Genomic DNA, 24,485 nt, shown 5'->3' with positions numbered 1-24,485 from the left:
TTCACGTTTAAATTTATTATTTTTTGAAATTAAGAATAATAGCTTAGATACAATATATTTATCTAAAAAAAATATTGTTATTCATGTTTTAAAAAATTATGTGAAATTAAATGATGAAGAAGATAGATCTAGTGCATTAATACTTCATAAGTCAACAGAAAAAAATAAAGATAAAATTGATAGAGAAAACGATCAAGAAAAAGAAACAGCTTTATTGAGGCATAATTTTGCAGAAAAAATGTTTTATAAAAATTTTGCAAAGAGTAAGTCGAAACAAAACAAAGACTTTATAATTCGGATTATAGAAGCTGATTGTATTGTTCTTCTTCCAAATAAGACGATTAATTATGGAAGAATTTTTAATAATGTTGCATTTGATAATAGTTGTGAAGTTGATATCAGTTATGATTATAATAAAATATTTACATTTTTTATGACTGCCAACGATAAAGTCGTAAATATATATAATTGATTGAGATTCCCCCAGATCTCCGAAGAGTTCTTATAAAAAGCCCCCGCTCCGCAAAGTCTCAAGACTTTGCGGATTTTTAAAAGTTGTTGAAAGCCGTAAAATATGATAAAAGTCTCCTGACTTTTTCCACGAATGTCTTGATAATTGTATTTGTTTCAAGGGTTATCGGTGAGTATGCAACTGCCAAAAAACGTTGTAACGGCATATAGGAACGGGTACGAAGTCGGGAGACTTCGCACAGCAGGGGGGTACAAAATTTGCTCTGACTGCCGGTATTGGTAAAGCGATTAATAGAATTCCAGGAGGCGAATATATTTTTGATAAAACAATTCTAAAAGTTAGCACATTCGTTTATGATAAATTGGTGTCTCCTAGTATTCAAAGAAATTTTATTGTGATAAATCAAAAGAGTAAAAGATGACATCAGGAGATTATTTAGAAAGAGTTATTTATGGTTTACCAATAGGTTTGGTAACGTTTTTCATCGGTTTAATATTTTATGTTTTATATAAAAAGAAAAATATTAAACCAGTTTATGGGGTTAAGAGAGGTAATATTTTTGAGTATATATCAGATTCTATAAAGATATTGGCTTATCATTATAGTATGGCGCTTATGTTTATCGGTGGAGTTATAATTGTAATGGCACTAGTTTTTTTGATTTTATTTTTTCTGTCTTAGAATATTCGTTTAGAGTAATTAGAGTGCTTTTCGAGGTTTTGATAGAATCGGTAATACAGATTTTTGAGGTAAAGATGAGTAATTGGATGGTAGGTATTGTATCAAGGAAAAATCAAAAAAAATGGAGCGTTTTTTTATTGTCTTTTATTGTCTTTTATTGTCTTTTGTTGATTTTTGTTTTTTATTTACAAGAACCCCGCTCCGCAAAGTCTCAAGACTTTGCGGATTTTTAAAAGTTGTTGAAAGCCATAAAATATGATAAAAGTCTCCTGACTTTTTCCATGAATGTCTCGATAATTGTATTTGTTTCAAGGGTTATCGGTGAGTATGCAACTGACAAAAAACGTTGTAACGGCATATAGGAACGGGTACGAAGTCGGGAGACTTCGCACAGCAGGGGTTGCACGAATATCCTGCATCGTTAAAAAATCCGAATGTTACAGGTATAATTTTTCACTATTAAATCCAGTATAATGTTAACCTCAGAAAAAATAGAAATATATAAAAAGTACAAAGGCTATTATGATGGATACTATATTCAGAATAAAGGAAAAGAAAAACTAATTTCTGATGATGAATGGTTTTTGCTTAGTAATCTAGTACAAGATATTTATTTGATTAGAAATGGAGTAGCAGCAAAGTCGTTTGAAAAAAAGATAACTGATGAACTGACTAAAAATTGTGATAGCAAAATCACATACGATTTAGTTTTTGAATTAGAAAAATATATAAATGAAGAAAATCCGATTTAGTTAGGCTTTTACTTTACAAACTATACGGCTCAATGACCTGGAAGTCGTTAATATTTTTAAAACGGCTTCATGGGGAGTTGGAACGGCAATTTCATCCTGGGGAGTTGGAGGTTCTTTTGCTGGACCTTATGGCGTTTTAGCAGGAATAGTTGTTGGTGCAGGTTTTCAAGGAATGGAATATTCCCCCCGCTCCGCAAAGTCTCAAGACTTTGCGGATTTTTAAAAGTTGTTGAAAGCCGTAAAATATGATAAAAGTCTCCTGACTTTTTCCATGAATGCCTTGATAATTGTATTTGTATCAAGGGTTATCGGTGAGTATGCAACTGCCAAAAAACGTTGTAACGTCATATAGGAACGGGTACGAAGTCGGGAGACTTCGCACAGCAGGGGTTAATAAAATTACTGGAGAAGTCTAGTATATTGGTATTACTCAAAGAGATCCATCTATAAGATTTGATGAACATGTAAATTCAGGAGGAGCTAAATCTTTGTTGAGATATGAGGGAATTGATGGATATCAAAATTTGAGTAGAATAAATGCCCGAATTATTGAACAATCTCTAATAAATCAATATGGAAAAGGAAATTTATTAAATATAAGAAATTCTATCGCTCCAAAATATTGGATAGAATATGGAATTAAACCGTAAGTAAAAATGAAAAGAGTAAGCATAAAAGTAGGAGATGTTTTTTTTGTTAAAGTTGATGATTTTAGCAAGCGCTATTTTCAATATATAACAAATGATTTAAAACAATTGAATAGTGATGTGATAAGAGCTTTTGATAAAGTTTATCCGATTGACAGTTCACCCGATATTGATGAAATTATACAAAATAATATTTTATTTTATGCACATTGTGTAACTAAATGGGGAGTAAAATTAGGTTTTTGGGAGAAAGTAGGCAATGTCAAAGAAGTTGGTTCGTTTGAGAATATTTTATTCCGTGGAACAAGAGATTACGGAGTAAAGAAAGGAGAATGTCCAGTTAAGATTTCAAGTAATTGGTACGTTTGGAGAATTAATGATGCGGAGTTTACTCATGTAGGAAAATTAGAGGATGAGAATAGAAAAGCTGAAATAGGGGTTGTTATGGATCCTGAAAGTATTGTACATAGAATAAGGACAGGTCATTATGATGGATTTTATCCTTCTTTTGAATAATTAATGTGAAATTAGTGATTTACCATATCTCGAAGATTGAAAATTTTATCCCTCCGCTTGTGCCAGTGTCCGCTCGCGATTGCAAGTTTAGTTGGTTACTACCCCGCTCCGCAAAGTCTCAAGACTTTGCGGATTTTTAAAAGTTGTTGAAAGCCATAAAATATGATAAAAGTCTCCTGACTTTTTCCATGAATGTCTTGATAATTGTATTTGTTTCAAGGGTTATCGGTGAGTATGCAACTGCCAAAAAACGTTGTAACGTCATATAGGAACGGGTACGAAGTCGGGAGACTTCGCACAGCAGGGGATAATTATGTTGATGTAAAAGGGACTTGGAAAAAGGTAGTTGATGGAGTAAATTTAAAAACTTTAGCAAATTACAGCAAAAGTTTAGCAAATGGTGCAAAATATAATTTATACTTTTCAAGTTGTGTAAATCATATATCAAGAGCGTTAAGTTTGGCAGGTGTTCCAGTACTAGAAATGCATCCATTTATTTTGAATGCTCAAATTTATTTGAGAAATTTAGGAGTTAGACCATCCTTATTTTCTTACCACTTACAAAAATAATTATTATGAGACTTATATTTTTATCAATGCTTTTAACAATTTGTTCAAATCGAGCAGAAAAAAAAGAAGAAAGATTTATATATCAATCAAATAAATTTCCTTGGTATATTTTTTATGATGCAAACAATGACGATTGTGATTTTATCGAAATTGGAGGTGTCAAATACGGTTATATTGATAAACTCACGAAATTAAATCAAAAAGATACAATTTCAAAAAGTGAAAAAGGCATGTTGTTTTATAAAAACAAAAAAATGTTTTATTACAATAATGAGTTAAAGCAAGAATTTTTACTTGAAAAAGTAAATTATAAAGGTAGTTTCAAAGATAAACGATTTAGAATTTTTGACACGTATGCTTTCTTTAAAGGGAAGTCACTTTTACTAAACGAAAAACAAAATAAAGATTTTTATAACATTGTAAAATCTGATTTTAAAGTATTTGAAGGGACTAATAAACACGGTTGCGAAAATTTTAATTTTGAGGATTTTTTGATTAGTTTGAAAACGATTGATAAATAACTCCCCTGCTAGCGCAAGCGTCCCGCTAGTGAATGCTTATAAAGTTAGTTTCTGCGATGGAAAAAAAAATAATATTTATAAAGGTGAGGAGTTGATGGTTCGAAAAGAAAATGGATTGATTTTGATTGTGTCCACGAACGGGACGCTCGCGCTAGCGAGGGGGCGTTGCATCAACTACAGGCGCTGTTTTGAGTTATTATGGAGCTGCTACTGAATTTTCAAACAGAAGTTATGCTACAGGAACTAGTGAGGCTATTTCAAGCACAATTTCGATGAGATTAGCTTCTACAAAAGGAAATATTGTCGGATTGGCCTGGACAATCGGATGGAAAGGTGGCCGAGCGATTACAAATGCAGATTTTTATGAAGAATGGTATAGAAATACTTGGCATCCTTACAGGTTTAAAACTTTAGGTTATTAATTAATGTAAATGAACACGAATGAAAATTTTTAAATATTTGTATTATAATTTGTACTTTAAAAGTTTAAAGCATAATGCTTCTCCAGAAATTCCAATAATTGGGTATATATCTTTTGCACAAACCAATAATGTGCTTAGTATTGTGAACCTTTTTTTGTTTTTTACAAAATGGATTAAAAATTATAACCTTCCAGTAATGTATGTGATAATTCAAATAAGTCTTTTTATTATTAATTACTATTGTTATGTTGCAAGAAAAAATGGTGAATTGATTATTATGAATAAAAAGTATTCACTTGGGAAATTATTTTTTTTAACAGATGTTTATTTATTTTCATCAACGATAATAATGGGAGTAACATTTTATTTATATAAAGAATATTAGATAGTTAGAGATATTTGATATATATATGTGGATGATGTTGGTATAGTATTGGACTTTTATGACGCGAGTTTTTGAATTCTATAAAATTTCAAAAGCCATATCTCTCCAGTAAAGAACTAATACTATTAGTTTTTTCGCTTTGATGGAGCAATGATGATAGTGGGGACAAAAGGAAGTAAGTACGCTCGTTTGATTGATTTTGCTTCTGTCTGGATTAAGTATTATGACTGGAGATGGCATAGCAGGAGGAAATCCAAAAATGTTAAGAGGAATGCATACAACGAAATAATACCGGCTTTAAGGGCAGAAATTGTGTATGGGGATACATAATGGACAGGCTTCGTTTTATGGACATAATAGTGAAAAAAGACTACATTCAGTTCAAAACTGGATACATAGAAGAAATGCTTTCTTAACTCCTTATTTTCAAGACAGAGTTTAAGGGAAAAAAACTATAATTATACAGGTGGTTTTAATCCTAATTATTTATTTTATTAATGATGAGATATTTTGTATTAGTATTTGTATTGTTGCTGTTCTCCTGTTGTAATGTAAATTATTACACTACACCTGAAGGAGGATATAGGTTGGTTAATTCTAAAAAATTTGAATATAATAAACCTCAATATGCATCAAAGGATAAATCAGCAATTGATACCACTTGTATTTATGTATTGGATTCAACTTACAACAAATGGGATGATGTTAAAATTAAAAAAGAAAGTTATCGTTTTTTGAGGTTTTTTTCAAAAGGACAGGTGTTATTTATATACAATAAAGGATTACCTAATTTGGATATGATAAATAACAAAAATATCGGAAATTCAGGATATTATTATATTGAAGATAATAAATTAAAAATTAATGTTTTTAAGATGGTAAATGGTGGAGTAATTGTTGATTACTTTGGTGAAATAAGCCCTAATGGAAATATAGTATTTTACGAACAGGTTTCAGAAGATTTGAAATTCTCAAAAGCAAAAGAATATGATCGAAAATCGTTTTGGTCAAAGGTGAAAATTGAAAAGATAGAGCATTATAAGCCAGACTGGTAAGGAAGTATAAAAAAGAAATCGGCTCTGCTCTTAGAAGTCTCCGGACTTCGTAGCGACAAATATTTTATAAATATGTAACTTTGTAAAAAGTGTAGTAAGTAGTAGTAAGGCTGTAGAAATTTGTATCACATGCAATGTTTAACACCTGATAGTTCTTGTTCGGAGATATTTTTTTGTGTTGCCTAAATTGGTAAAAAAGTAATTATAAATATTAAAACATGAAATTAATTATTGTAGGTCTATTTTTGATGTTATTTCAGGTGTCATTTTCCCAACAACTCAGTTACAGAAGCGGAGGAGTGGTTTACAATGATGCTGAGAATAAAAAACTTTCAACCAATGTGGTTCGAGCTTATCTAGATAACAATCCGGAAGCATTGTCACTTTATAACGCCGGGCGTAACAAAAAAACGTGGGGAAATGTACTTTTCTACGGAGGGAGCAGCCTTGTGGTTGCCAATTTAATAGTGGGTTTAACTCAGGATAATACCACAGTTTCATATCCCGGAAACGGATATAATCCTTCGATTAAATCTGAGCGTACCAGTTTTACAGCCGCGATTATTGGAGGTGCAATGATTATCGCTTCGATCCCTATTAAGATGGGGTATACTAGAAAGATTAAATCTGCCATTTCGAAACATAATGAAGGTTTGGTAGAAAATTATAAATCGGTTCCCAAAACTACTTTAATCGCAAGTGCTAATCAAATTGGCTTGAAGATTGAATTTTAAGCCAACTTGTTTGTATTTAATGGTTTGGGTGTAAGGAATAATTATCGGCATTTTGTTTCGTTTCGATTGACAAAATAGTTGAATTATTAAAAATGTTAAAAAAGCGAGATTTTGATCTCGCTTTTTTTTATTGTCATATTTTTTTTATCGTCTGTGTATTTTTATTAAATCCTCATTTTTTTGGTTTAAAATAATATGTATGCATAGTAATTGAATTGCTGGAGGTGTAATATTTGATTTTAATTTAACAAAACAGTATTGATGAATAGTTAAAATATTGTGTAAAAATATGGTAAAAGTGAATTTTATTTAACATTTTTTTATACATATTGAAATTATTTGTATTTTGGTAGTATAAACTAAACAAAAACTAACCAAATGAGAGTCTATTTATTAATTATGTTGTTTTTCAGCGGAATATCTTTTGCGCAGAATTCAATTACCGGTTCTGTGACTGATGGCAGTAAACAACCTATTCCCGGAGCCAACATTGTCGTAGTTGGAAGTTCAAACGGTGCTTCTACCGATTTTGATGGTACATTTAAATTAAGCACTTCGGCTAAGCTGCCTTTTAGCATTAAAGTTTCGGCTGTGGGTTTCGAGTCTAAAACGATTAATGTTACCGCCGCAAATCAAAAGTTTAATGTAGTTTTAAAAGACGAGGAAACCAAATTGAATGAAATTGTAGTTTCTGCTTCGAGAACTCCTGAAAGAGTTCTTGAGTCTCCGGTAACCATTGAAAGGATGGGGATTCAGGATATTAAGAAAACGGCTTCTCCTTCTTTTTATGATGGTCTGGAAAATTTAAAAGAGGTGCAGATGAATACCAGTAGTATGTCTTTTAAATCAATCAATACCAGAGGTTTTGCGACTGTAGCTAACACCCGTTTTATGCAATTGGTGGATGGTATGGACAATTCATCTCCGCTTTTGAATTTTGTTTTAGGGAATTTGATTGGTGTTTCGGAGATTGATGTTCAGAGTGTTGAGTTGTTACCGGGTGCATCTTCTGCCCTATATGGAGCAAATGCTTTTAATGGAATTTTATTTATGAACAGTAAAAGTCCATTTACATATCAAGGGGTATCTGCTTATTTTAAGTATGGAGTGACGTCACAGGAGGCTGCAGGTGTAAATAATTACTATGATTTAGGAGTACGTTTTTCACATGCGTTTAATAAGTATTTCGCAGCTAAAGCCAACTTTACTTATATGGAGGCTACGGATTGGTATGCTACAAACTATAATGATAAAACAATTCCCGGAATCGACAGAAGCAATCCCAATTATGATGGAATTAACGTTTATGGTGACGAGGTTTCAACTAATTTAAAAGGAGTAGGACAGTCACTGGCTGTTTTGGGGTTGATTCCTGCTTCGGCTGTGAATTTATTACCTAGTAAGAACGTAAGTAGAACTGGTTATAATGAAATAGATCTTACGAACAACAAAGCCGGAAATACTAAAATTGATTTTTCATTACACGGAAGACCTTTTGGAGATGACAGATTGGAAATTATCTGGCAAAGTAAATTTGGTACAGGAAACGCGGTTTATCAAGGAGCTAATAGGTACTACTTGAATGATTTTTTTATGCAACAACATAAAATTGAGTTTAAAGGGAGAAACTTTTTCGTAAGAGGATATACGACATCAGAAGACGGAGGACATTCTTATGATATGGGCTTTACGGGTATTAACATCAATAGAAAGTGGAAAGATGATAAAACCTGGTTTGGTCAGTATGCCGGGGCTTACGTTCAGGCTACTTTAGGCGGAGCAACTCCTGAGCAGGCTCATGCGGCAGGAAGAACTACGGCAGATACAGGTCGTTTATTACCGGGTACAGCAGCGTTTAAGAATGCGTTCAATCAGGTAATTGATGATGAAAGTATACTTACGGGTTCAAAACTGGTGGATAATTCGAAGATTTACCATTCAGATGCCAACTACAACTTTAAAGATATGATAAAGTTTATGGAAATTCAGGTTGGTGGATCGTTCAGATTGTACGAGTTAAATTCTCATGGAAGAATCTATACCGATGCTAATAGTGGTATTAATTATACAGAATACGGTGCTTACACACAATTGATGAAGAAATTCATGGACGATAGATTGAAGTTTACAGGATCTATTCGTTACGATAAATCAAAAAATTTCGATGGTAATTTTTCACCAAGAGTGTCTTTGGTGTATTCCGGAGGAGAGAAAAAGAATCATAATTTCAGAGGATCGTTCCAAACGGGTTTCAGAAACCCTTCTACACAAGATCAATACATTGGTTTTAATATAGGAAATGCAGTATTGATAGGTTCTGCTCCGGATAACTTGTTGCGTTTTACCGAGACATTGCCGGTTTCGACAACGAAGGGTCAAGGTTTTGCAAAAGGGTCAACTGTTGTAATGACCGGTTTGAATGCGTATGGTAATTCGTATACGGCAAGCTCAGCCAGTGCTTTTGCTGCTTTGGCAGGAACTGATCCTGTAGCTGCGGCGAAACTTTTAAGAAAAACAAATGTAAATTATGTAAAGCCGGAAGAAGTTAAAGCATTTGAGTTGGGGTATCGTTCTTTTATCAATGATGTTTCAATCGATCTTAATGTTTATTATAATATTTACAATCATTTTATTGGAAATCTAAATGTTATAGCGCCTTTTTATGGTACAGCACAGGATTCTCCTGATGTTACTAAGGGAGATACAGATCCGGGTTTTCAATCAGTTCATGCTCTTCAGAATGGGAATACTAGAGCATATCAGTTGTATACCAATACAGATGTTGAAATCAAATCGTTTGGATTTGGAGTTGGGCTTTCTAAAAAAGTGATTGCTAATTTTGAATTAGGAGTAAATTATAATTATGCTCAGTTTGATTTTGATCAGGCAAAAGATCCAAGTTTTGAAGCCGGATTTAATACGCCGAAACACAGAGTTAAAGTATCTCTTGGAAATGATAAATTGTTTGAGAACTTCGGGTTCAATGTGAGTGGAAGATGGAATAGTGAATACAAATGGGAATCAACTTTTGCAGATGGTATCATTAAGGAAGCAACTGTAATTGATGCGCAAATTAATTACGGACTTCCAAAATTAAAATCAATTTTCAAATTAGGAGCTTCAAATATAGGAGGAAAAGAATATGCACAGGTACTTGGTGCCGGATATATTGGTCAGCAATATTTTGTTTCCTGGACGATCAATCCTTAATTTGAAGTAATAGACAAAACAAACCATTTATTTGCTTTTCCGGATACAGCATTCAGAAAAGGATAATTATAAAATATAGTAGATCATGGTAAAAAATTTAAAATGGCTGTTTTTGGTTTCAGTAACCTTTATGGCTTGTAATAGTGATGATGCGGTAACGGTGTCAGATTCGTCTGATGGACAGCCGTTAACTTCGGGGCAAGCGAATTTTTCGAAATATGTTGCGTTGGGGGATTCCTTTGCAGCAGGTTTTTCAGACAATGCTTTGTTTAAAGCTGGTCAGACAAATGCTTATCCTAATATTTTGGCACAGCAATTTGCATTGGTAGGTGGTGGCGCTTTTACGACTCCTTTTATGGCCGATAATATTGGAGGATTTTCCTCCGGTGGTGTTCAGGTACCTAGTTTAGGGGTTAGATTGTATTTAGATGTAGCAACAAGTACTCCGGTTCCTGTTAGTGGTGTTTCGGGTACAGATATAAGTGCACGTTTGACAGGAGCTTTCAGTAATTTAGGAATTCCGGGGGCAAAAGCAACTCATTTGGCATTTGCAGGATACGCCAGCGCTAATCCTTATTTCGGAAGGATTGCTTCTTCGGCTTCAGCAACGGTTTTAGGCGATGCTTTAGCGCAGAATCCTACTTTTTTCTCTTTATGGATTGGTGGTAACGATGTTTTAGGTTATGCAACGTCTGGAGGAGATGGAACAAATCCGATTACAGATCCGGCTACTTTTGATGCTGTTTATAAAAATCTGGCAACAGAATTGTCTAAGAATGGAAGAAAAGGTGTAGTTGCAAATTTACCGGACATAAGTACATTGCCTCACTTTACAACAGTTCCTTATAATCCATTAACCATTTCTGTTTTAGGTAATGGAAGTACGGCTGTTGGAACAGCAACGATCAATGCGCTTAACGCACAATTATACGGTCCGTTGAAAAGCGCCTTAAATTATCTTGGAGTTACGGATAGAATTGATTTACTATCGCTAACTGCAGCAAATCCTTTGTTGATAAAAGATGAAACGCTTACCAACTTATCTGCTCAGCTTACTGCAGTGCTTACGCCATCAGTGGGAGCGCAGACTGCAGCGTTTTATGGTACTGTTTTTGGACAAGCGCGTCAGGCTAAAGCTACCGATTTGGTGCTTTTGAGCACAAGAGCAGCTATTGGAACGGCACCTACAGCTACAAATTCAGGGATTGGGATGGCACCACCTGCTCCGTTGGATAAATTTGGGATTACATATCCGTTACAGGATAAGTTTGTTTTGATACCAAAAGAGATAGCTGATATCAAAACGGCTACCGCGGCCTATAATTTAACCATTAAAGCGGCTCAGGAAGCAAACGGTCTGGCATTAGTAGATGCTGACGGATTGATGAAACAGTTGTCTACTGCAAATGGTATTTCGGTTAATGGTTATACTTTGACAAGTACATTTGTTTTCGGGGGAGTGTTTTCTTTGGATGGTGTTCATCCTTCAGCCAGAGGTTATGCATTTATTGCCAATAAATTTATTGAGTCAATTAATGCAAAATACGGTTCAAATTTAAAAGGAGTTGATGTTGGTAATTATCAGATCCTTTATCCTAAAGTTATAAATTAAAACTTGTTTTTCTAAAATAGAGCCACTTGCTTTCACAATGCAGTGGCTTTTTTTATGCACTTAAAAAATGCTATTTTCGGTATTTGAAGGCTGACTTTTAAGAATCAAACAAAATCGTAGTATTTTTTATAAAAAAAATATTGATTTTATATTTTAAAAATTTATCTTTGCGCTCTGAAAAAAGAGGTATTTTCGATAAACCTAAATAGCTATTTAATAAATACATAAGTAATGTCAAAAGTAATAGGAAAAGTTGCTCAAATCATTGGACCAGTAGTTGACGTAGTTTTCAACGGTAAGGATGTTGAACTTCCAAAAATTTATGATTCACTAGAAGTCACTAAAAAAGATGGAACTTTATTAGTTCTAGAAGTACAATCTCACATTGGAGAAAACACTGTTCGTACAATCTCTATGGACTCAACAGACGGTTTGTCTAGAGGATATGAAGTAGTTGGAACTGGTAATCCAATCCAAATGCCAATCGGTCCAGACGTATATGGACGTTTATTTAATGTAATTGGAGATGCAATTGATGGTTTAGGAAACTTGCCTAAAACAGGTGAAAACGGTTTGTCTATTCACAGACAAGCTCCTAAATTTGAAGATTTGTCAACTTCATCAGAAGTTTTATTCACAGGTATCAAAGTAATCGATTTGATCGAGCCTTATGCAAAAGGTGGTAAAATTGGATTGTTTGGTGGTGCAGGTGTTGGTAAAACAGTATTGATCCAGGAGTTGATTAACAATATTGCAAAAGGTCACGGTGGACTTTCAGTATTCGCAGGAGTAGGAGAAAGAACACGTGAAGGAAATGACTTACTTCGTGAGATGTTAGAGTCAGGAATTATTAAATATGGTGATGATTTCATGCACTCTATGGAAAATGGAGGATGGGATTTATCTAAAGTAGATATGCCAGGAATGAGAGAGTCTAAAGCTACTTTCGTTTTCGGACAAATGAATGAGCCTCCTGGAGCTCGTGCGCGTGTAGCACTTTCAGGATTATCTATCGCTGAGTATTTCCGTGATGGAGCAGGAACTGATCAAGGTAAAGACGTATTGTTTTTCGTTGATAACATCTTCCGTTTTACACAAGCAGGTTCTGAGGTATCAGCACTTTTAGGACGTATGCCTTCTGCAGTAGGATACCAACCAACTTTGGCAACAGAGATGGGAGCTATGCAAGAGCGTATTACTTCTACAAATAAAGGATCTATTACATCTGTACAGGCGGTTTACGTTCCTGCGGATGACTTAACTGACCCGGCACCGGCAACAACGTTTGCTCACTTAGATGCAACAACGGTATTGTCTCGTAAAATTGCTGAGTTAGGTATTTATCCTGCGGTTGACCCGTTAGATTCTACTTCAAGAATTTTGACTCCTCAAATCTTAGGAAATGAGCATTATGACTGTGCACAAAGAGTAAAAGAAATTCTTCAAAAATACAAACAATTGCAAGATATTATTGCGATTCTTGGTATGGAAGAATTATCTGAAGAAGATAAATTATCAGTATCAAGAGCACGTCGTGTTCAACGTTTCTTATCTCAACCATTCCACGTAGCGGAGCAGTTTACAGGTATTCCTGGAGTATTGGTTGATATTAAAGATACTATCAAAGGATTCAACATGATTATCGACGGTGAGTTAGATCATCTTCCTGAAGCAGCTTTCAACTTGAAAGGTTCTATTCAGGATGCTATCGAAGCTGGAGAAAAAATGTTAGCTGAAGCATAATCAAGCATAGCTTGACAAACATCAAAAAATAAAAATTCCAAATTCCAAAATTGGGATTTGGGATTTTATAATTTGGAATTTAAAAAAAAGTTATGATTTTAGATATAGTATCACCAGAAGCAAAATTATTTTCAGGAGAAGTAACATCGGTTACATTGCCTGGAGTTGATGGAAGCTTTCAAATATTGAATAATCACGCTCCTATTGTCTCTATTCTGGAAAAAGGAACTATTAAAATTGCTTCTGCAAAGTTTAATTTTTCTAAAGAAGTAGCGAGTAAATTCACAAAAGTAAACGATCAAACCTATACATTAGAGATTGCATCAGGTACTGTTGAAATGAAAGATAATAAAGTAATTGTTTTAGTTGACTAAGACAATTTTAGAATAAATAGAAAAGGCCTCAAGTAATTGAGGCCTTTTTTATGCTTTAATTTATGTTTTTTGACTATTAAAAGAATGCTGCTTTTGCAAGTTTAATTTTGATAATTGAATGGAAATAACAGGCAGTATTAGCCGTACTGTTTATTTTGCAATCAATTTCATAACTTTGCTTTTATGAAATTACCGGAGAACCTGAATCAGAAATTAGAGATACGAAAGCAGAATAATTCGCTTAGAAAATTACCGGTTTTTAGTAACCGAATAGATTTTTCGTCAAATGATTATATCGGTTTTTCAAAATCAGAATCTATTTTTAAGCTTACTCATGCTTATTTGCTGGAAAACGAAATTTTTCAAAACGGCGCAACCGGATCGCGATTGATCTCAGGAAATCACTCTTTATATCAAATTACAGAAACGTTTATTGCTGAATTTCATGACGCTCAATCGGCTTTAATCTTTAATTCGGGTTACGATGCCAATGTTGGTTTTTTTAGTGCTGTGCCGCAACGAAATGATGTAATTCTGTATGATGAGTTAAGTCATGCTTCTATTCGTGACGGAATCATAATGTCTAATGCAAAATCGTATAAATTCAATCACAATGATTTTGAAGATCTGGAGCATCTTATTCAGAAGTTTCCGGATACTACTATTTATATTGTTACCGAAACCGTCTTTTCTATGGATGGAGATAGTCCAAATCTAGAGGAGTTAGTAGGGCTGTCAGAGAAGTACAGTTGCTATTTGGTAGTTGATGAGGCACACACTTTGGGTGTTTTTGGAGACAAAGGTGAAGGTTTGATGCAATACCAGAAATTGCATGACAAGATTTTCGCCAGAATAATGACTTTTGGCAAAGGTTTGGGCTGTCATGGTGCCGTAGTCTTAGGAAGTTCTGATCTTAAAGAATATCTGATAAATTTCGCCAGAAGTTTTATTTATACTACTGGACTTTCCCCGCATTCTGTTGCTACAATTCTCATAGCCTATCAGCAATTGGAAGTGGAAAAGGCAACGATTGAGAAGTTGCGTCAGAACATAGTGTTTTTCAATCAACAAAAAAACTTGTTAGGTCTAAAGCCAATGTTTGTTAGGAGTAAATCGGCTATTCAGTCGGCGATTGTTCAGGGAAATGAAAATGTGAAGCGATTGGCAAAACAGCTTCAGGACAAAGGTTTCGATGTAAAACCTATACTTTCTCCAACCGTTCCGGAAGGTCAGGAACGTTTACGCTTTTGTATTCATAGTTATAATTCAGAACAGGAAATCAACCAGATTTTAGAATTGTTAGGGAATTTCGTATTTTAAAACTTGGTGTTCCACAAAGCATCGCAAAGTCGTCACAGAGCTTCACAAAGTTATTTTGTTGGGCTCTTTTTTTTGTATTTCTTTGAAACTATAAATGATTAAAAAAACTTTGGCTCCCCTTTTTTTATGGGTTTCTTTAAAAAAGTTTAGAATTTTTTGTAACGTTTTGATTGTTTGATTACTTACGAGTCGTAATCAAATAAACCAAAATAATTATGAAAACAACTTCAATATCAGTTACCGAAAAAGTATTCAACTTCGTATTTGTCTTTGCCGCTTCTGTAGGACTTGGCTATTCTTTAGTGAATCAGTTTGTTTTAGATAAACCGAATAAAGAATTACTTCTGGTTATGATTTGCCTTTTCTTTGCTTCAATGGCATCTTGGCAGAGAAAAAAATACAGCAAATCGTAATACGTATTCTATCAATCATCAAAGCACAATCAATCAAACTAAATCAAATAATCATCAATCAAGTAATCAATTAACAAAATGAAAAATTTATTTACATCAGCAATCGCAGCTATCGTGTTATTTTTTAACGGAACAGCACAAGCGCAGGTGAAATCTTCAGAACTTGAAAATTCGCTTTTGTGGGAAGTGTCGGGAAATGGACTGTCAAAGTCATCTTATTTATACGGAACAATTCATGCGATATGCTCAAAAGATTATTTTCTATCTGAAAAAACAAAGAAGGCATTTGAAGCTTCTACTGAATTAGTTTTAGAAATTGATTTGGCAGATCCAAAAGAAATGGCAGATATGCAGCAAATGGCTATGGGAAAAGAGCCATTAAGTAAGAAGTTGAGCCCGGAACAACTCGCTAAATTAGATGTAATTCTACAAAAAGCAACCGGAATGAGGGTGAAACAGGTAGACGCTTTGAGTCTGGCTACGGTAATGAGCCTGATTTCTGTCAAAAGTTTTGGCTGTGACGATATTAAACTTTATGAAATGGAGTTTATCGAGCAAGCTAAGAAAAGAAATATCGAAATCGGAGGTTTAGAAACGGTAAAAAGTCAAATGAAAATACTCGAAAATGCCTATACAGATGATGAATTACTTAATATGTTGGAAGGGTTAAACGCTTCGCTAACTTCTGAGTCGGTTGCATTTTATAAGAGTGAAAATATAAAGGGATTGTATGATATTACAGCTGATGAAAAAATGTCGAGTGAAAAAACAAATAAGATTATCTTAGACGATAGAAATAGCAATTGGGTTAAGAAGATGCCGGAATTAATGAAAAAAGAAAGGATCTTTTTTGCTGTAGGATCGGCGCATTTGGGAGGTGAGTACGGAGTAATTAATTTATTAAGAAAAGCAGGGTATAAGGTAAAACCAATAATGAACTAAGATTATTTTGAAAGAGAAAGAACAAGAATTTTTAAATCGGATCGAAAGTCATAAAGGAATACTTTACAAAGTTTCCAAGATGTACATGGATAATCCTGACGATCAACAGGATTTGTTTCAGGAGATTATTTGTCAGCTTTGGAAATCGTATGATTCTTTTAGAAATGAAAGTCAGTTTTCGACCTGGATGTATCGTGTAGCAGTGAATACAGCCATTGTTTTTCTGAAAAAGGAAAAGCGAAAGGTTGATAAGTACGAAATCGCCTCTGAGAATATTAAAGAAGATGAAGGTGATTCGCAGATTAAAGAAAGTCAGATTGATCATTTTTATAAAGCGGTTCAAAAACTCGAAAAAATTGATAAAGCGATCATTTTTTATCAACTGGAAGGTTTCTCTCATAAAGAGATTGGTGAGAATTTAGGAATTTCGGAAGGAAATGCCAGAGTGAAATTAAACAGAGCAAAGGAAAAATTAAAAGAAATAATTAAAAATCAGGGATATGGATTTTAACGATATACAAAACGCATGGAATAATGAAAAGACTGAAAATGTTGTTGTTCCAAATAATTTAGAAAAAATACAATCTGCAAGTATGCCTTTGGACAGGATTAGAAAAAGTTTAAGAATGGAGTTTTTCATTCAAATTTTATCCTTGGTAATCATAGGTCTTTTGCCAGTACACAGTAAATTTCCATCGAACTTAGTAGTGCCTTACTATTTTATATTCGGAATATTAGTTGCTATATACATCTATTATTTAACGCAGCTTTTTTTGTTCTATAGAAGATTAGATAAGGTCGCATTGAAAACTAAAGACAGTCTATACGAAACATATCTTGATATCAGGCTTAATATGCAGCTTTATAAGACTTTTACTTTTTCGTTATCGCCTTTTTTTCTAATCTATTTCTTTGGATTTATTCTTTACGAAATGCCAGATTTTACACAGATCTTAAATGAGGGTTTTGCTAACAGGAAATTAGGACTAATAGTGCTCGTTTTTGTACTTACAATCTTAATGATAGGAGTGTTTACCGAATGGTGGGTGCATCACTATTATGGGAAGTATGCTAAGGAAATCCGAAAAGTTATAGACGAACTGAAAGAAGAATAAAAAATAACAAACCTGTCGCCATGATGGGTTTTGTTTTTTATTGGTATTTTTGCATCAATTATTAAACGGATATTCACTTTGTGAGTCTTTGTGAAACAAAAGAAGTATGAAAATATTTATAACCGGAATTTCAACTGATGTTGGTAAAACCGTTACTTCGGCAATCGTTGTTGAAGCTTTAGAGGCTGATTACTGGAAACCCGTTCAGGCCGGAGATTTAAATTTTAGTGATACACATAAAGTAAAATCTCATATCTCAAACTCAAAATCTCAATTCTACCCTAATGCATATGAATTAAACACACCGGCAAGTCCGCATCTGGCAGCAGAAATTGACGGGCTTACGATAGATTTAAAGAAAATTGTGGAACCCGAAACTACTAATCATTTGGTAATTGAAGGAGCTGGCGGAATATTTGTTCCGTTAAATGAAAAAGATACCATTGTAGATTTAATTCAGTCGGATTATAAAATAATTGTGGTTTCAAGACATTATTTGGGAAGCATTAATCATACACTTCTAACGATAGAAGCGATTCAGAATAGAGGCTTTGAAGTTGCAGGTATCATCTTTAGTGGAAACGAGAATAAATCGACGGAAAGTTTAATTCTGAATAGAACCGGAATAAAATGTATCGGAAGAATTGATGATGAACCCTATTTTGATCAGAATGTAATTAGGGAATATGCAGATTTGTTTCGAGAGAACTTACTTAATTTATAGAGAAATGAAGGCAGAATAAAGAAAATAGACTTTCTTATCTTTGTCAAAATTGTAGAGTTTAGTCTATTTTCTATACTCTAATATCCATATTCTAAACAAGATGACATTAACAGAAAAAGACAGCCAATACCTTTGGCATCCTTATACACAGCATAAAACAGCACAAACTCCCATTGCAATTTCCAAAGGTGAAGGTGCTTTACTTTGGGATGAGAATGGTAAGGAATATATTGATGCGATTGCTTCGTGGTGGGTAAATCCGTTTGGACACAGTAATCGATTTATTGCCGATGCGATTTACAAACAGTTAACCACATTAGAACATGTATTGTTTGGTGGTTTCACACACGAGCCAGCCATCAAAGTGGCTGAAAAACTAATTGAGATTTTACCTAAAAACCAACAGAAGATTTTCTTTTCTGATAATGGTTCTACAGCAGTAGAAGTGGCAATCAAAGTTGCGTTGCAGTTTTTTTTCAATAAAAATGAAAAGCGAACAACTATAATTGCTTTTGAAAATGCTTTTCACGGGGATACTTTCGCGGCAATGGCCGCAAGTGGAATATCTTTTTACACACAGGCTTTTCAGGGAATGTTTATTGATGTAGTCCGAATTCCGGTTCCGGTAAAAGGGCAGGAGCAGGAAAGCTATGATGCGCTGAAAGATGTAATCCAAAAGTATAATTGTGCCGGATTTATCTTTGAACCTTTGGTACAGGGTGCTGCCGGGATGGTTATGTATGAACCGGAAGCTTTGGCAAAACTAATGCAGATTTGTAAAGAGCATAATGTTCTTACTATTGCTGATGAAGTAATGACAGGTTTTGGTAAAACCGGGAAAACCTTTGCAATGGATTATGTGACAGAAGTTCCTGATATGATTTGTTTATCAAAAGCATTAACCGGAGGAACGATCCCAATGGCGATTACGACTTTTACACAAGAAGTTTTCGATGCTTTTTATGATGATGACATCAATAAGGCTTTGTTTCACGGGCATACTTTTACAGCAAATCCTACAGGTTGTGCTGCGGCTTTGGCAAGTATTGATTTGTTGCATACGGAAGAAATGCAGGCTAATATTGAAAGAATTCATAAAAGCCATTTGGATTTTCAGAAGAAAATCGAGAAACATTCGAAAGTAATTACTGCCAGAACACTGGGGGTTATCTTTGCCGTAGAAATTAAATCAGAATCTGAGGAAAGTTATTACGGTTCTATGCGTACCAAACTTTATAATTTCTTTATCGACAAAGGAGTTGTTTTGCGTCCCGTAGGAAACATTGTTTATATTTTGCCTCCATATGTAATGAGCGACGAACAGCTTCAAAAAGTCTACAAAACAATTGAAGATGCTATCGAAATGGTGTAAATTTGCCGACAGATTTTCACGGATTGAACTGATTTACTCCGAATTAAAATGTGAAGCAGCGCAAGTACTCTAAATTAAAGGGATTGTTGCGGGAACTTTTGTGAAAAGGAGTGAATTTAGGATTAACATAAAAGTCCAGAGTAGTATTTTGTGGCTTTTACAGTTAGAAAAACAACCTTAGGGTTATAAATTACAAACATTGAATAAAAAAATCTCCATAACAGCTTTTTCTTCTATTTCACCTTTAGGAAATACGACAGATTCAGTTTGGAAAAAGTACCTTGATCGTCAGCATTGTTTTACGAAACAATTTTTAGATCAACAGGAAACATCTGTTGCAGCTCTTGATGCCGAATCTAAACAAATTGTAGCGGAAGTGAGGGAGTCTGATCCGAAATATAAATTTTTAGATGATTCGGTTTTGTTTGCTCTGGCAGCTTCAAGAGTAGCGGTTCGACAAGCAGGATGGAATTCAGAAGATACTTTTGGAATCAATATTGGGTCGTCCCGAGGAGCGACAGACCTATTCGAAAAACATTACAAAGAATATATTGATACCGGAAAGGCACAAACTTTAGCTTCTCCAACAACAACTCTGGGGAATATATCATCATGGATCGCTCATGACCTGCAAAGTACGGGGCCGGAAATATCTCATTCTATAACCTGTTCAACGGCGCTTCATGCTTTGTTAAATGGAGTGGCATGGTTGAAGTCCGGTATGGCGGATAAATTTTTGGTGGGTGGAAGTGAAGCTCCATTGACAGATTTTACGATTGCTCAAATGAGAGCTCTTAAAATATATTCCAGAATTGATCAGGAGTTAGAATCCTGGCCTAATCTGGCTTTTGACTTTGAGAAAACGCAGAACACCATGATTTTAGGGGAAGGGGCAGCGGTTTGTTGTCTGGAAGCCGGAGAAAAAGAAAATGCATTGGCGTATATTACAGGAGTTGGCTATGCAACGGAAATCTTGGAACATAATATCTCAATTTCTGCAGAAGCAACCTGTTTTCAGAAATCAATGAAAATGGCGTTAAAAGATGTCGCTCCCGAAACCGTTGATGCTATTGTGATGCACGCGCCGGGAACAATCAAAGGAGACTTAACAGAATTGCGCGCTATCGAAAAGGTCTTTGATTCTCAGCTGCCTTTGCTAACTACTAATAAATGGAAGATCGGACATACTTTTGGAGCTTCCGGTATATTGAGTTTAGAGTTGGCACTTTTGATGTTTCAGCACGATACTTTTATTGGAGTGCCTTTCGGAGAAGAACAAAAACAGACTAAATCCCTTAAAAGAATATTGATTAATGCGGTAGGTTTTGGAGGAAATGCAGTTAGCGTTTTGATCGAAAAGCCCTAGTTTAATTTTTCGAATACCAAGTTGAGATATAAAGAAATCCATTCTGAGAAACAGAATGGATTTTTTTATAGAACGAATTAACGATTACTGAAGCAATACTTTTCGGGTAACGGTAAAATCATTTGCTAAAGTGACCTTCACCAGTAAAACCTGATTGACAGATGGTAAATTTTCAATTTGAAAAGCTGCACTGTTTAATTTGTTTCTATTGTATAATTGTTTACCAGTAATATCAAAAACAACAACTTGTTTAATGTTTTCTTTTGATGAAGACACTTGAATGGTTTTATTTCCAGTCGAAATAAGAATGCTATTCTCGATGTTTTCAAAATCTCCTGTACCTAAAGTTTTGCCTGGTTTATAGCGCAGTGTCAAGCGTTCGGTAAAGGTACCGACTTCGGTTTTAAAAGTATAATTGCTTTGCGTTAAATTATGGACAGTTCCTGTAGTTTTGTCTTCAATGTAAATGGCCTGATTGCTCATGTTTCCGTCTACTTCGTCAATTGCAACAGTAAAATCACCTGCAACTGTTGTGCGGTATCCTAATGGAACTAGATCGGTATCTGTAAATGGCAGAGCACGTCCCTGAATTACATATTTGTTTTTTTGATCCGTAGTGTAAAAATCCAAATATTGATTGCCGTCAAAAGTTAACCCATCGTAATTAGTTTCAAAGTCATTGGTTGCCCCTTCAATGTAGCTTACTAGCAATTGTTTAAAAGCTCCCGTTGCATTGGTCATGTTTAGCCAAATGCGGTGTTTTTCTATAGCTGCTGCTTTTGACGTGTTTCCGGGTCTGAAAAACTGACCGTTATTCGATCCGCCCAATCGCATTGAATTATTAAACTTGACTTTTCCTGCAGCATTCGTTGTTACAAAGAAGGCTTGCCCGGCTGCTATGTTGCCCGTCGGTTTAGTGCCTTTGTCTTTTGCAGGATCATTATTGTGCTGTTTATCTGATTTTGCAGAAACTCCTCCACTAAGGTTGTAGGAAGCATAATCATCAGCACTGTACTGATTACTTGCTACAGGTTTTGCTGGAGTGTTGTGCGTCCAGAAATAGAGCGTTCCGTTTAACATTGGATTCTCTTTTAAAAGCAGATCGGCACTTAAGGCAGACGGATACGGATTTCCGATCAGGTGAGCTTTCGTAGCGGTTAGTGATTCTCCTTCCAGATCTCCATTGTTTGGAATTCCTTTGAAAGTTGCGGTAAATTCTTGTTTATTGGTATTGGTGTAATTCGATGGTCCTCGAATAATGTAGCCTTTTCCAACAATCATATTGCTTTCTCTATTGGTTCGTACCCATTGTGTGCCATCATTGCCATAATAAAAATTGGCAGGCGTAGAAGGTGAAACACCTACTAATTTTTGCGGAGTTACCGGGGTGGACCAGTACAAATAATCTTTTTGGAATATGGGAGGACTGGTACGGATGTAAGTAATATTTCCGGTATTTACAGCATTAGTTTTTTGTATTAAACTTGAGTTGTTTTCAAATACTAAAGATCCGGAGTCAACATCGATGCTGTTTGTAACAGTCAGGGTTACTCCTGATTTTATTGTTACAGTCGCTCCATTGTCAATCGTACAGGAACATCCGTTAAGATCTGTTTCTGCTATATAATTTCCCGTAAAATGAATCAGGTCGTTTAGTGATGGTGTTCCGCCTGACCATTCAGTTCCATTCCATACATTTCCAGGTAGGATGACAACATCCGAGGAGTATACTTTTGTACAATTATCATCAACGGCAAATTTATAAGTTCCGGGAGCTAATCCTGAAATTTCGTATGTGGTTCCGGAAGTCGTATAATTGTATACAGTTCCTCGTGACTCCAGTAATCTTCCTGATGCAGGGACATTTTCTAAAACAACACTTCCGCTTGGTATAGTACAGGTAGGTTGTTTGATAGTTCCTACTGTTGGGGCAATATTTGCTTGTTTGGTAATAATAGCTTCTGAAATTGCAGTGGTTGCTGTTCCGCAGCTTGATGTTACTACCGCATAGTAATATAATGTTCCTGATGTTGTGGATTGTGGAGTGTAACTACTGGTTCTGGCACCATTTGAAGCTCCTAATGCCGTTCCGTTTGTGGTAGTTGCAGTAGTATTACTGAACCATTGATAGTTTAAGGTTCCTGATGCTGTAGCAGTAACCGTTAAAGGTGTAAAGGCATCGTTGAGGCATTTGGTTTGAGTAACGGTCGACTGTGAGGTGATTTTTAATGATGGGTTAACCGTTAGTTTAGCAGTATTTGAGTTTGTGTTAGTATTGGCAGGACAAGTGGTTGGGCTTCTTGCGACACAACGAACATAGTAGTCACTATAGGACAAAGGAAGGTTGGTCAAATTTAAGGTTGCCGTAGTATGACCTGATACACCTTGAACCCCATTGGTATTGGTCCAGTTCGTTGAGCCATTGGCAGAATATTGCCATTGGTAGGTAGCATTCGAGGCAGATGCGGTTACGCTAAAGGTTCCGGACTGACCTTCGCAGGTAATTAAGTCCTGCGGTTGATTGGTGAATGTTAATCCTGCTTGTACATTGACAACTATACTGTTTGAGGCATTGCTTGGGCAATTATATCCATCTTTTGTTGTTGTTACCGTGTAGGTACCAGAAGTGGTTACGTTTATGCTTTGACCTGTTTCGCCATTTGACCACAGATACTTATCTTGCTTAGTTGAAGTAAGTGTAACACTGCCTCCCTGACAAAATGTTGTTGTCCCACTAGCTGTAATAGTGGGGCTAGGTGTTTTTTGATCTGTAATGTTGACATTTTTGTATTTCGCATTATTAGTTTTACAGTCATTAGATACGACAACTGTGATATTGTCGGAGCTATTACCTACGGTTACAGTAATGGAATTTGTGTTAGCTCCTGATGTAATAGTCCATCCGGGTGGTACATTCCAAACGTATTTAGTTGCATTTGCTACTGGTGGAATGGAATAAACTTGTCCAGTGTTTCCGGAACATTGAGGATTAGCACCTGAAATCACTCCAGTAGCGCCTAAAGCTTCATAAACAGTAACTTGTTTTTGAGCAGTTTTGATAGTACTGCAATTTGACTGTGTTACAGTATTGATTACGCTGGCAGTTCCGGGAGCTTTCGCAGTGACTATTGCACGGCCGTCACTATCAGTTGAAACTTCTAAGATTGCGGAATTTGATGAGGACCAGGTTCCTTTCCATCCTGTAGACCAGAAAGTAGCTGAAACACCTACGCATAATTTATCCGTATTACTTTGAATAGGTCCAGCAGTTGCGCCGGAGTTACATTGCGCATTCGAATTGCTGGCATTGATTAGTAGGATGAAAGTAACCAGTATTCTAAAGTAAAGTTTCGAAGATTCGAAGGTATTTTTTATAGCTGAAAAAAAGTTAATTTTTCTATTGGAACTAAAATTTTTTGACGAAAGATTAAAGGGAAAAGAAGGTGTTTTAAAAAGTAAAGTTTTCTTCATAGTAGGTGTATTCTATACAATTTGTTATGCCGGAACAGGATAAATTTTTGCCCGGGCAAAGATAGATA

Annotated in this window: 22 protein-coding genes; 21 read left to right on the top strand and 1 reads right to left on the bottom strand. The window is 35.1% G+C overall.

Going from position 1 to position 24,485, the window contains the following annotated elements; genetic code table 11:
- The 21 genes from FLA105534_RS06055 to FLA105534_RS05955 all read left to right on the top strand — a co-directional run.
- Positions 1 to 472 (top strand): hypothetical protein (locus tag FLA105534_RS06055; protein WP_173965137.1); only part of this gene is annotated, 472 nt, incomplete at its 5' end.
- A gap of 417 nt (positions 473 to 889) precedes the next feature.
- Positions 890 to 1,153 (top strand): hypothetical protein, encoded by a 264-nt coding sequence (locus FLA105534_RS06050; protein ID WP_173965136.1) that lies wholly within the window; start codon positions 890 to 892, stop codon positions 1,151 to 1,153.
- 473 nt (positions 1,154 to 1,626) lie between these two features.
- Positions 1,627 to 1,905: a hypothetical protein gene (locus FLA105534_RS06045; protein WP_173965135.1), complete on the top strand. Its 279-nt coding sequence runs from the start codon at positions 1,627 to 1,629 to the stop codon at positions 1,903 to 1,905.
- A 656-nt stretch (positions 1,906 to 2,561) separates the two neighbouring features.
- Positions 2,562 to 3,068, top strand: coding sequence for a hypothetical protein (locus FLA105534_RS06040; protein ID WP_173965134.1), 507 nt, complete (start codon positions 2,562 to 2,564; stop codon positions 3,066 to 3,068).
- A gap of 234 nt (positions 3,069 to 3,302) precedes the next feature.
- Entirely contained in the window at positions 3,303 to 3,638 is a 336-nt protein-coding gene (locus tag FLA105534_RS06035; RefSeq protein WP_173965133.1) for a hypothetical protein, read from the top strand.
- Positions 3,639 to 3,643: 5 nt separating this feature from the next.
- Positions 3,644 to 4,159 (top strand): hypothetical protein, encoded by a 516-nt coding sequence (locus FLA105534_RS06030; RefSeq protein ID WP_173965132.1) that lies wholly within the window; start codon positions 3,644 to 3,646, stop codon positions 4,157 to 4,159.
- Between the two features lie 188 nt (positions 4,160 to 4,347).
- Positions 4,348 to 4,581 carry a hypothetical protein gene (locus FLA105534_RS06025; RefSeq protein WP_173965131.1) on the top strand — a complete coding sequence of 78 codons (234 nt, stop codon included), beginning with the start codon at positions 4,348 to 4,350 and terminating at the stop codon, positions 4,579 to 4,581.
- 882 nt (positions 4,582 to 5,463) lie between these two features.
- A complete protein-coding gene (locus FLA105534_RS06020; RefSeq protein WP_173965130.1) occupies positions 5,464 to 6,021 on the top strand; it encodes a hypothetical protein in 558 nt (185 codons plus the stop codon).
- A gap of 218 nt (positions 6,022 to 6,239) precedes the next feature.
- Positions 6,240 to 6,755, top strand: a complete 516-nt coding sequence (locus tag FLA105534_RS06015) for a hypothetical protein (RefSeq protein WP_173965129.1) — start codon at positions 6,240 to 6,242, stop codon at positions 6,753 to 6,755.
- 378 nt (positions 6,756 to 7,133) lie between these two features.
- Positions 7,134 to 9,965 (top strand): TonB-dependent receptor domain-containing protein, encoded by a 2,832-nt coding sequence (locus FLA105534_RS06010; RefSeq protein WP_173965128.1) that lies wholly within the window; start codon positions 7,134 to 7,136, stop codon positions 9,963 to 9,965.
- A gap of 85 nt (positions 9,966 to 10,050) precedes the next feature.
- On the top strand, positions 10,051 to 11,577 hold the full coding sequence (locus FLA105534_RS06005; RefSeq protein WP_173965127.1) for an SGNH/GDSL hydrolase family protein: 1,527 nt from the start codon (positions 10,051 to 10,053) through the stop codon (positions 11,575 to 11,577).
- Between the two features lie 231 nt (positions 11,578 to 11,808).
- A complete protein-coding gene (gene atpD, locus FLA105534_RS06000) occupies positions 11,809 to 13,320 on the top strand; it encodes a F0F1 ATP synthase subunit beta (protein WP_026984148.1) in 1,512 nt (503 codons plus the stop codon).
- A 92-nt stretch (positions 13,321 to 13,412) separates the two neighbouring features.
- Positions 13,413 to 13,694: a F0F1 ATP synthase subunit epsilon gene (locus tag FLA105534_RS05995; protein WP_173965126.1), complete on the top strand. Its 282-nt coding sequence runs from the start codon at positions 13,413 to 13,415 to the stop codon at positions 13,692 to 13,694.
- Positions 13,695 to 13,877: 183 nt separating this feature from the next.
- On the top strand, positions 13,878 to 15,014 hold the full coding sequence (locus FLA105534_RS05990) for an aminotransferase class I/II-fold pyridoxal phosphate-dependent enzyme (RefSeq protein ID WP_173965125.1): 1,137 nt from the start codon (positions 13,878 to 13,880) through the stop codon (positions 15,012 to 15,014).
- 215 nt (positions 15,015 to 15,229) lie between these two features.
- Entirely contained in the window at positions 15,230 to 15,427 is a 198-nt protein-coding gene (locus tag FLA105534_RS05985) for a hypothetical protein (protein WP_173965124.1), read from the top strand.
- A 78-nt stretch (positions 15,428 to 15,505) separates the two neighbouring features.
- The gene (locus tag FLA105534_RS05980) at positions 15,506 to 16,369 is read left to right on the top strand and encodes a TraB/GumN family protein (RefSeq protein WP_173965123.1); all 864 of its coding nucleotides are present in this window, start codon (positions 15,506 to 15,508) and stop codon (positions 16,367 to 16,369) included.
- 7 nt (positions 16,370 to 16,376) lie between these two features.
- Positions 16,377 to 16,880: an RNA polymerase sigma factor gene (locus FLA105534_RS05975; RefSeq protein WP_173965122.1), complete on the top strand. Its 504-nt coding sequence runs from the start codon at positions 16,377 to 16,379 to the stop codon at positions 16,878 to 16,880.
- The gene (locus tag FLA105534_RS05970) at positions 16,870 to 17,484 is read left to right on the top strand and encodes a DUF485 domain-containing protein (protein WP_173965121.1); all 615 of its coding nucleotides are present in this window, start codon (positions 16,870 to 16,872) and stop codon (positions 17,482 to 17,484) included. The genes FLA105534_RS05975 and FLA105534_RS05970 overlap by 11 nt, the downstream gene beginning before the upstream one ends.
- A 106-nt stretch (positions 17,485 to 17,590) precedes the next feature.
- Entirely contained in the window at positions 17,591 to 18,208 is a 618-nt protein-coding gene (bioD, locus tag FLA105534_RS05965) for a dethiobiotin synthase (RefSeq protein WP_173965120.1), read from the top strand.
- A 100-nt stretch (positions 18,209 to 18,308) separates the two neighbouring features.
- Complete coding sequence (bioA, locus tag FLA105534_RS05960; RefSeq protein WP_173965119.1) at positions 18,309 to 19,580, top strand: adenosylmethionine--8-amino-7-oxononanoate transaminase; 1,272 nt, start codon at positions 18,309 to 18,311, stop codon at positions 19,578 to 19,580.
- Between the two features lie 199 nt (positions 19,581 to 19,779).
- The gene (locus FLA105534_RS05955) at positions 19,780 to 20,946 is read left to right on the top strand and encodes a beta-ketoacyl synthase N-terminal-like domain-containing protein (RefSeq protein WP_173965118.1); all 1,167 of its coding nucleotides are present in this window, start codon (positions 19,780 to 19,782) and stop codon (positions 20,944 to 20,946) included.
- 84 nt (positions 20,947 to 21,030) lie between these two features.
- Here the strand turns inward: FLA105534_RS05955 and FLA105534_RS05950 are convergent, their stop codons facing one another.
- Positions 21,031 to 24,417 (bottom strand): T9SS sorting signal type C domain-containing protein, encoded by a 3,387-nt coding sequence (locus FLA105534_RS05950; protein WP_173965117.1) that lies wholly within the window; start codon positions 24,415 to 24,417, stop codon positions 21,031 to 21,033.
- Positions 24,418 to 24,485 lie beyond the last annotated feature (68 nt).

This window comes from Flavobacterium collinsii, assembly GCF_902804485.1.
GTDB classification, from domain to species: domain Bacteria; phylum Bacteroidota; class Bacteroidia; order Flavobacteriales; family Flavobacteriaceae; genus Flavobacterium; species Flavobacterium collinsii.
This window is presented reverse-complemented; position numbering and strand designations above follow the sequence as displayed.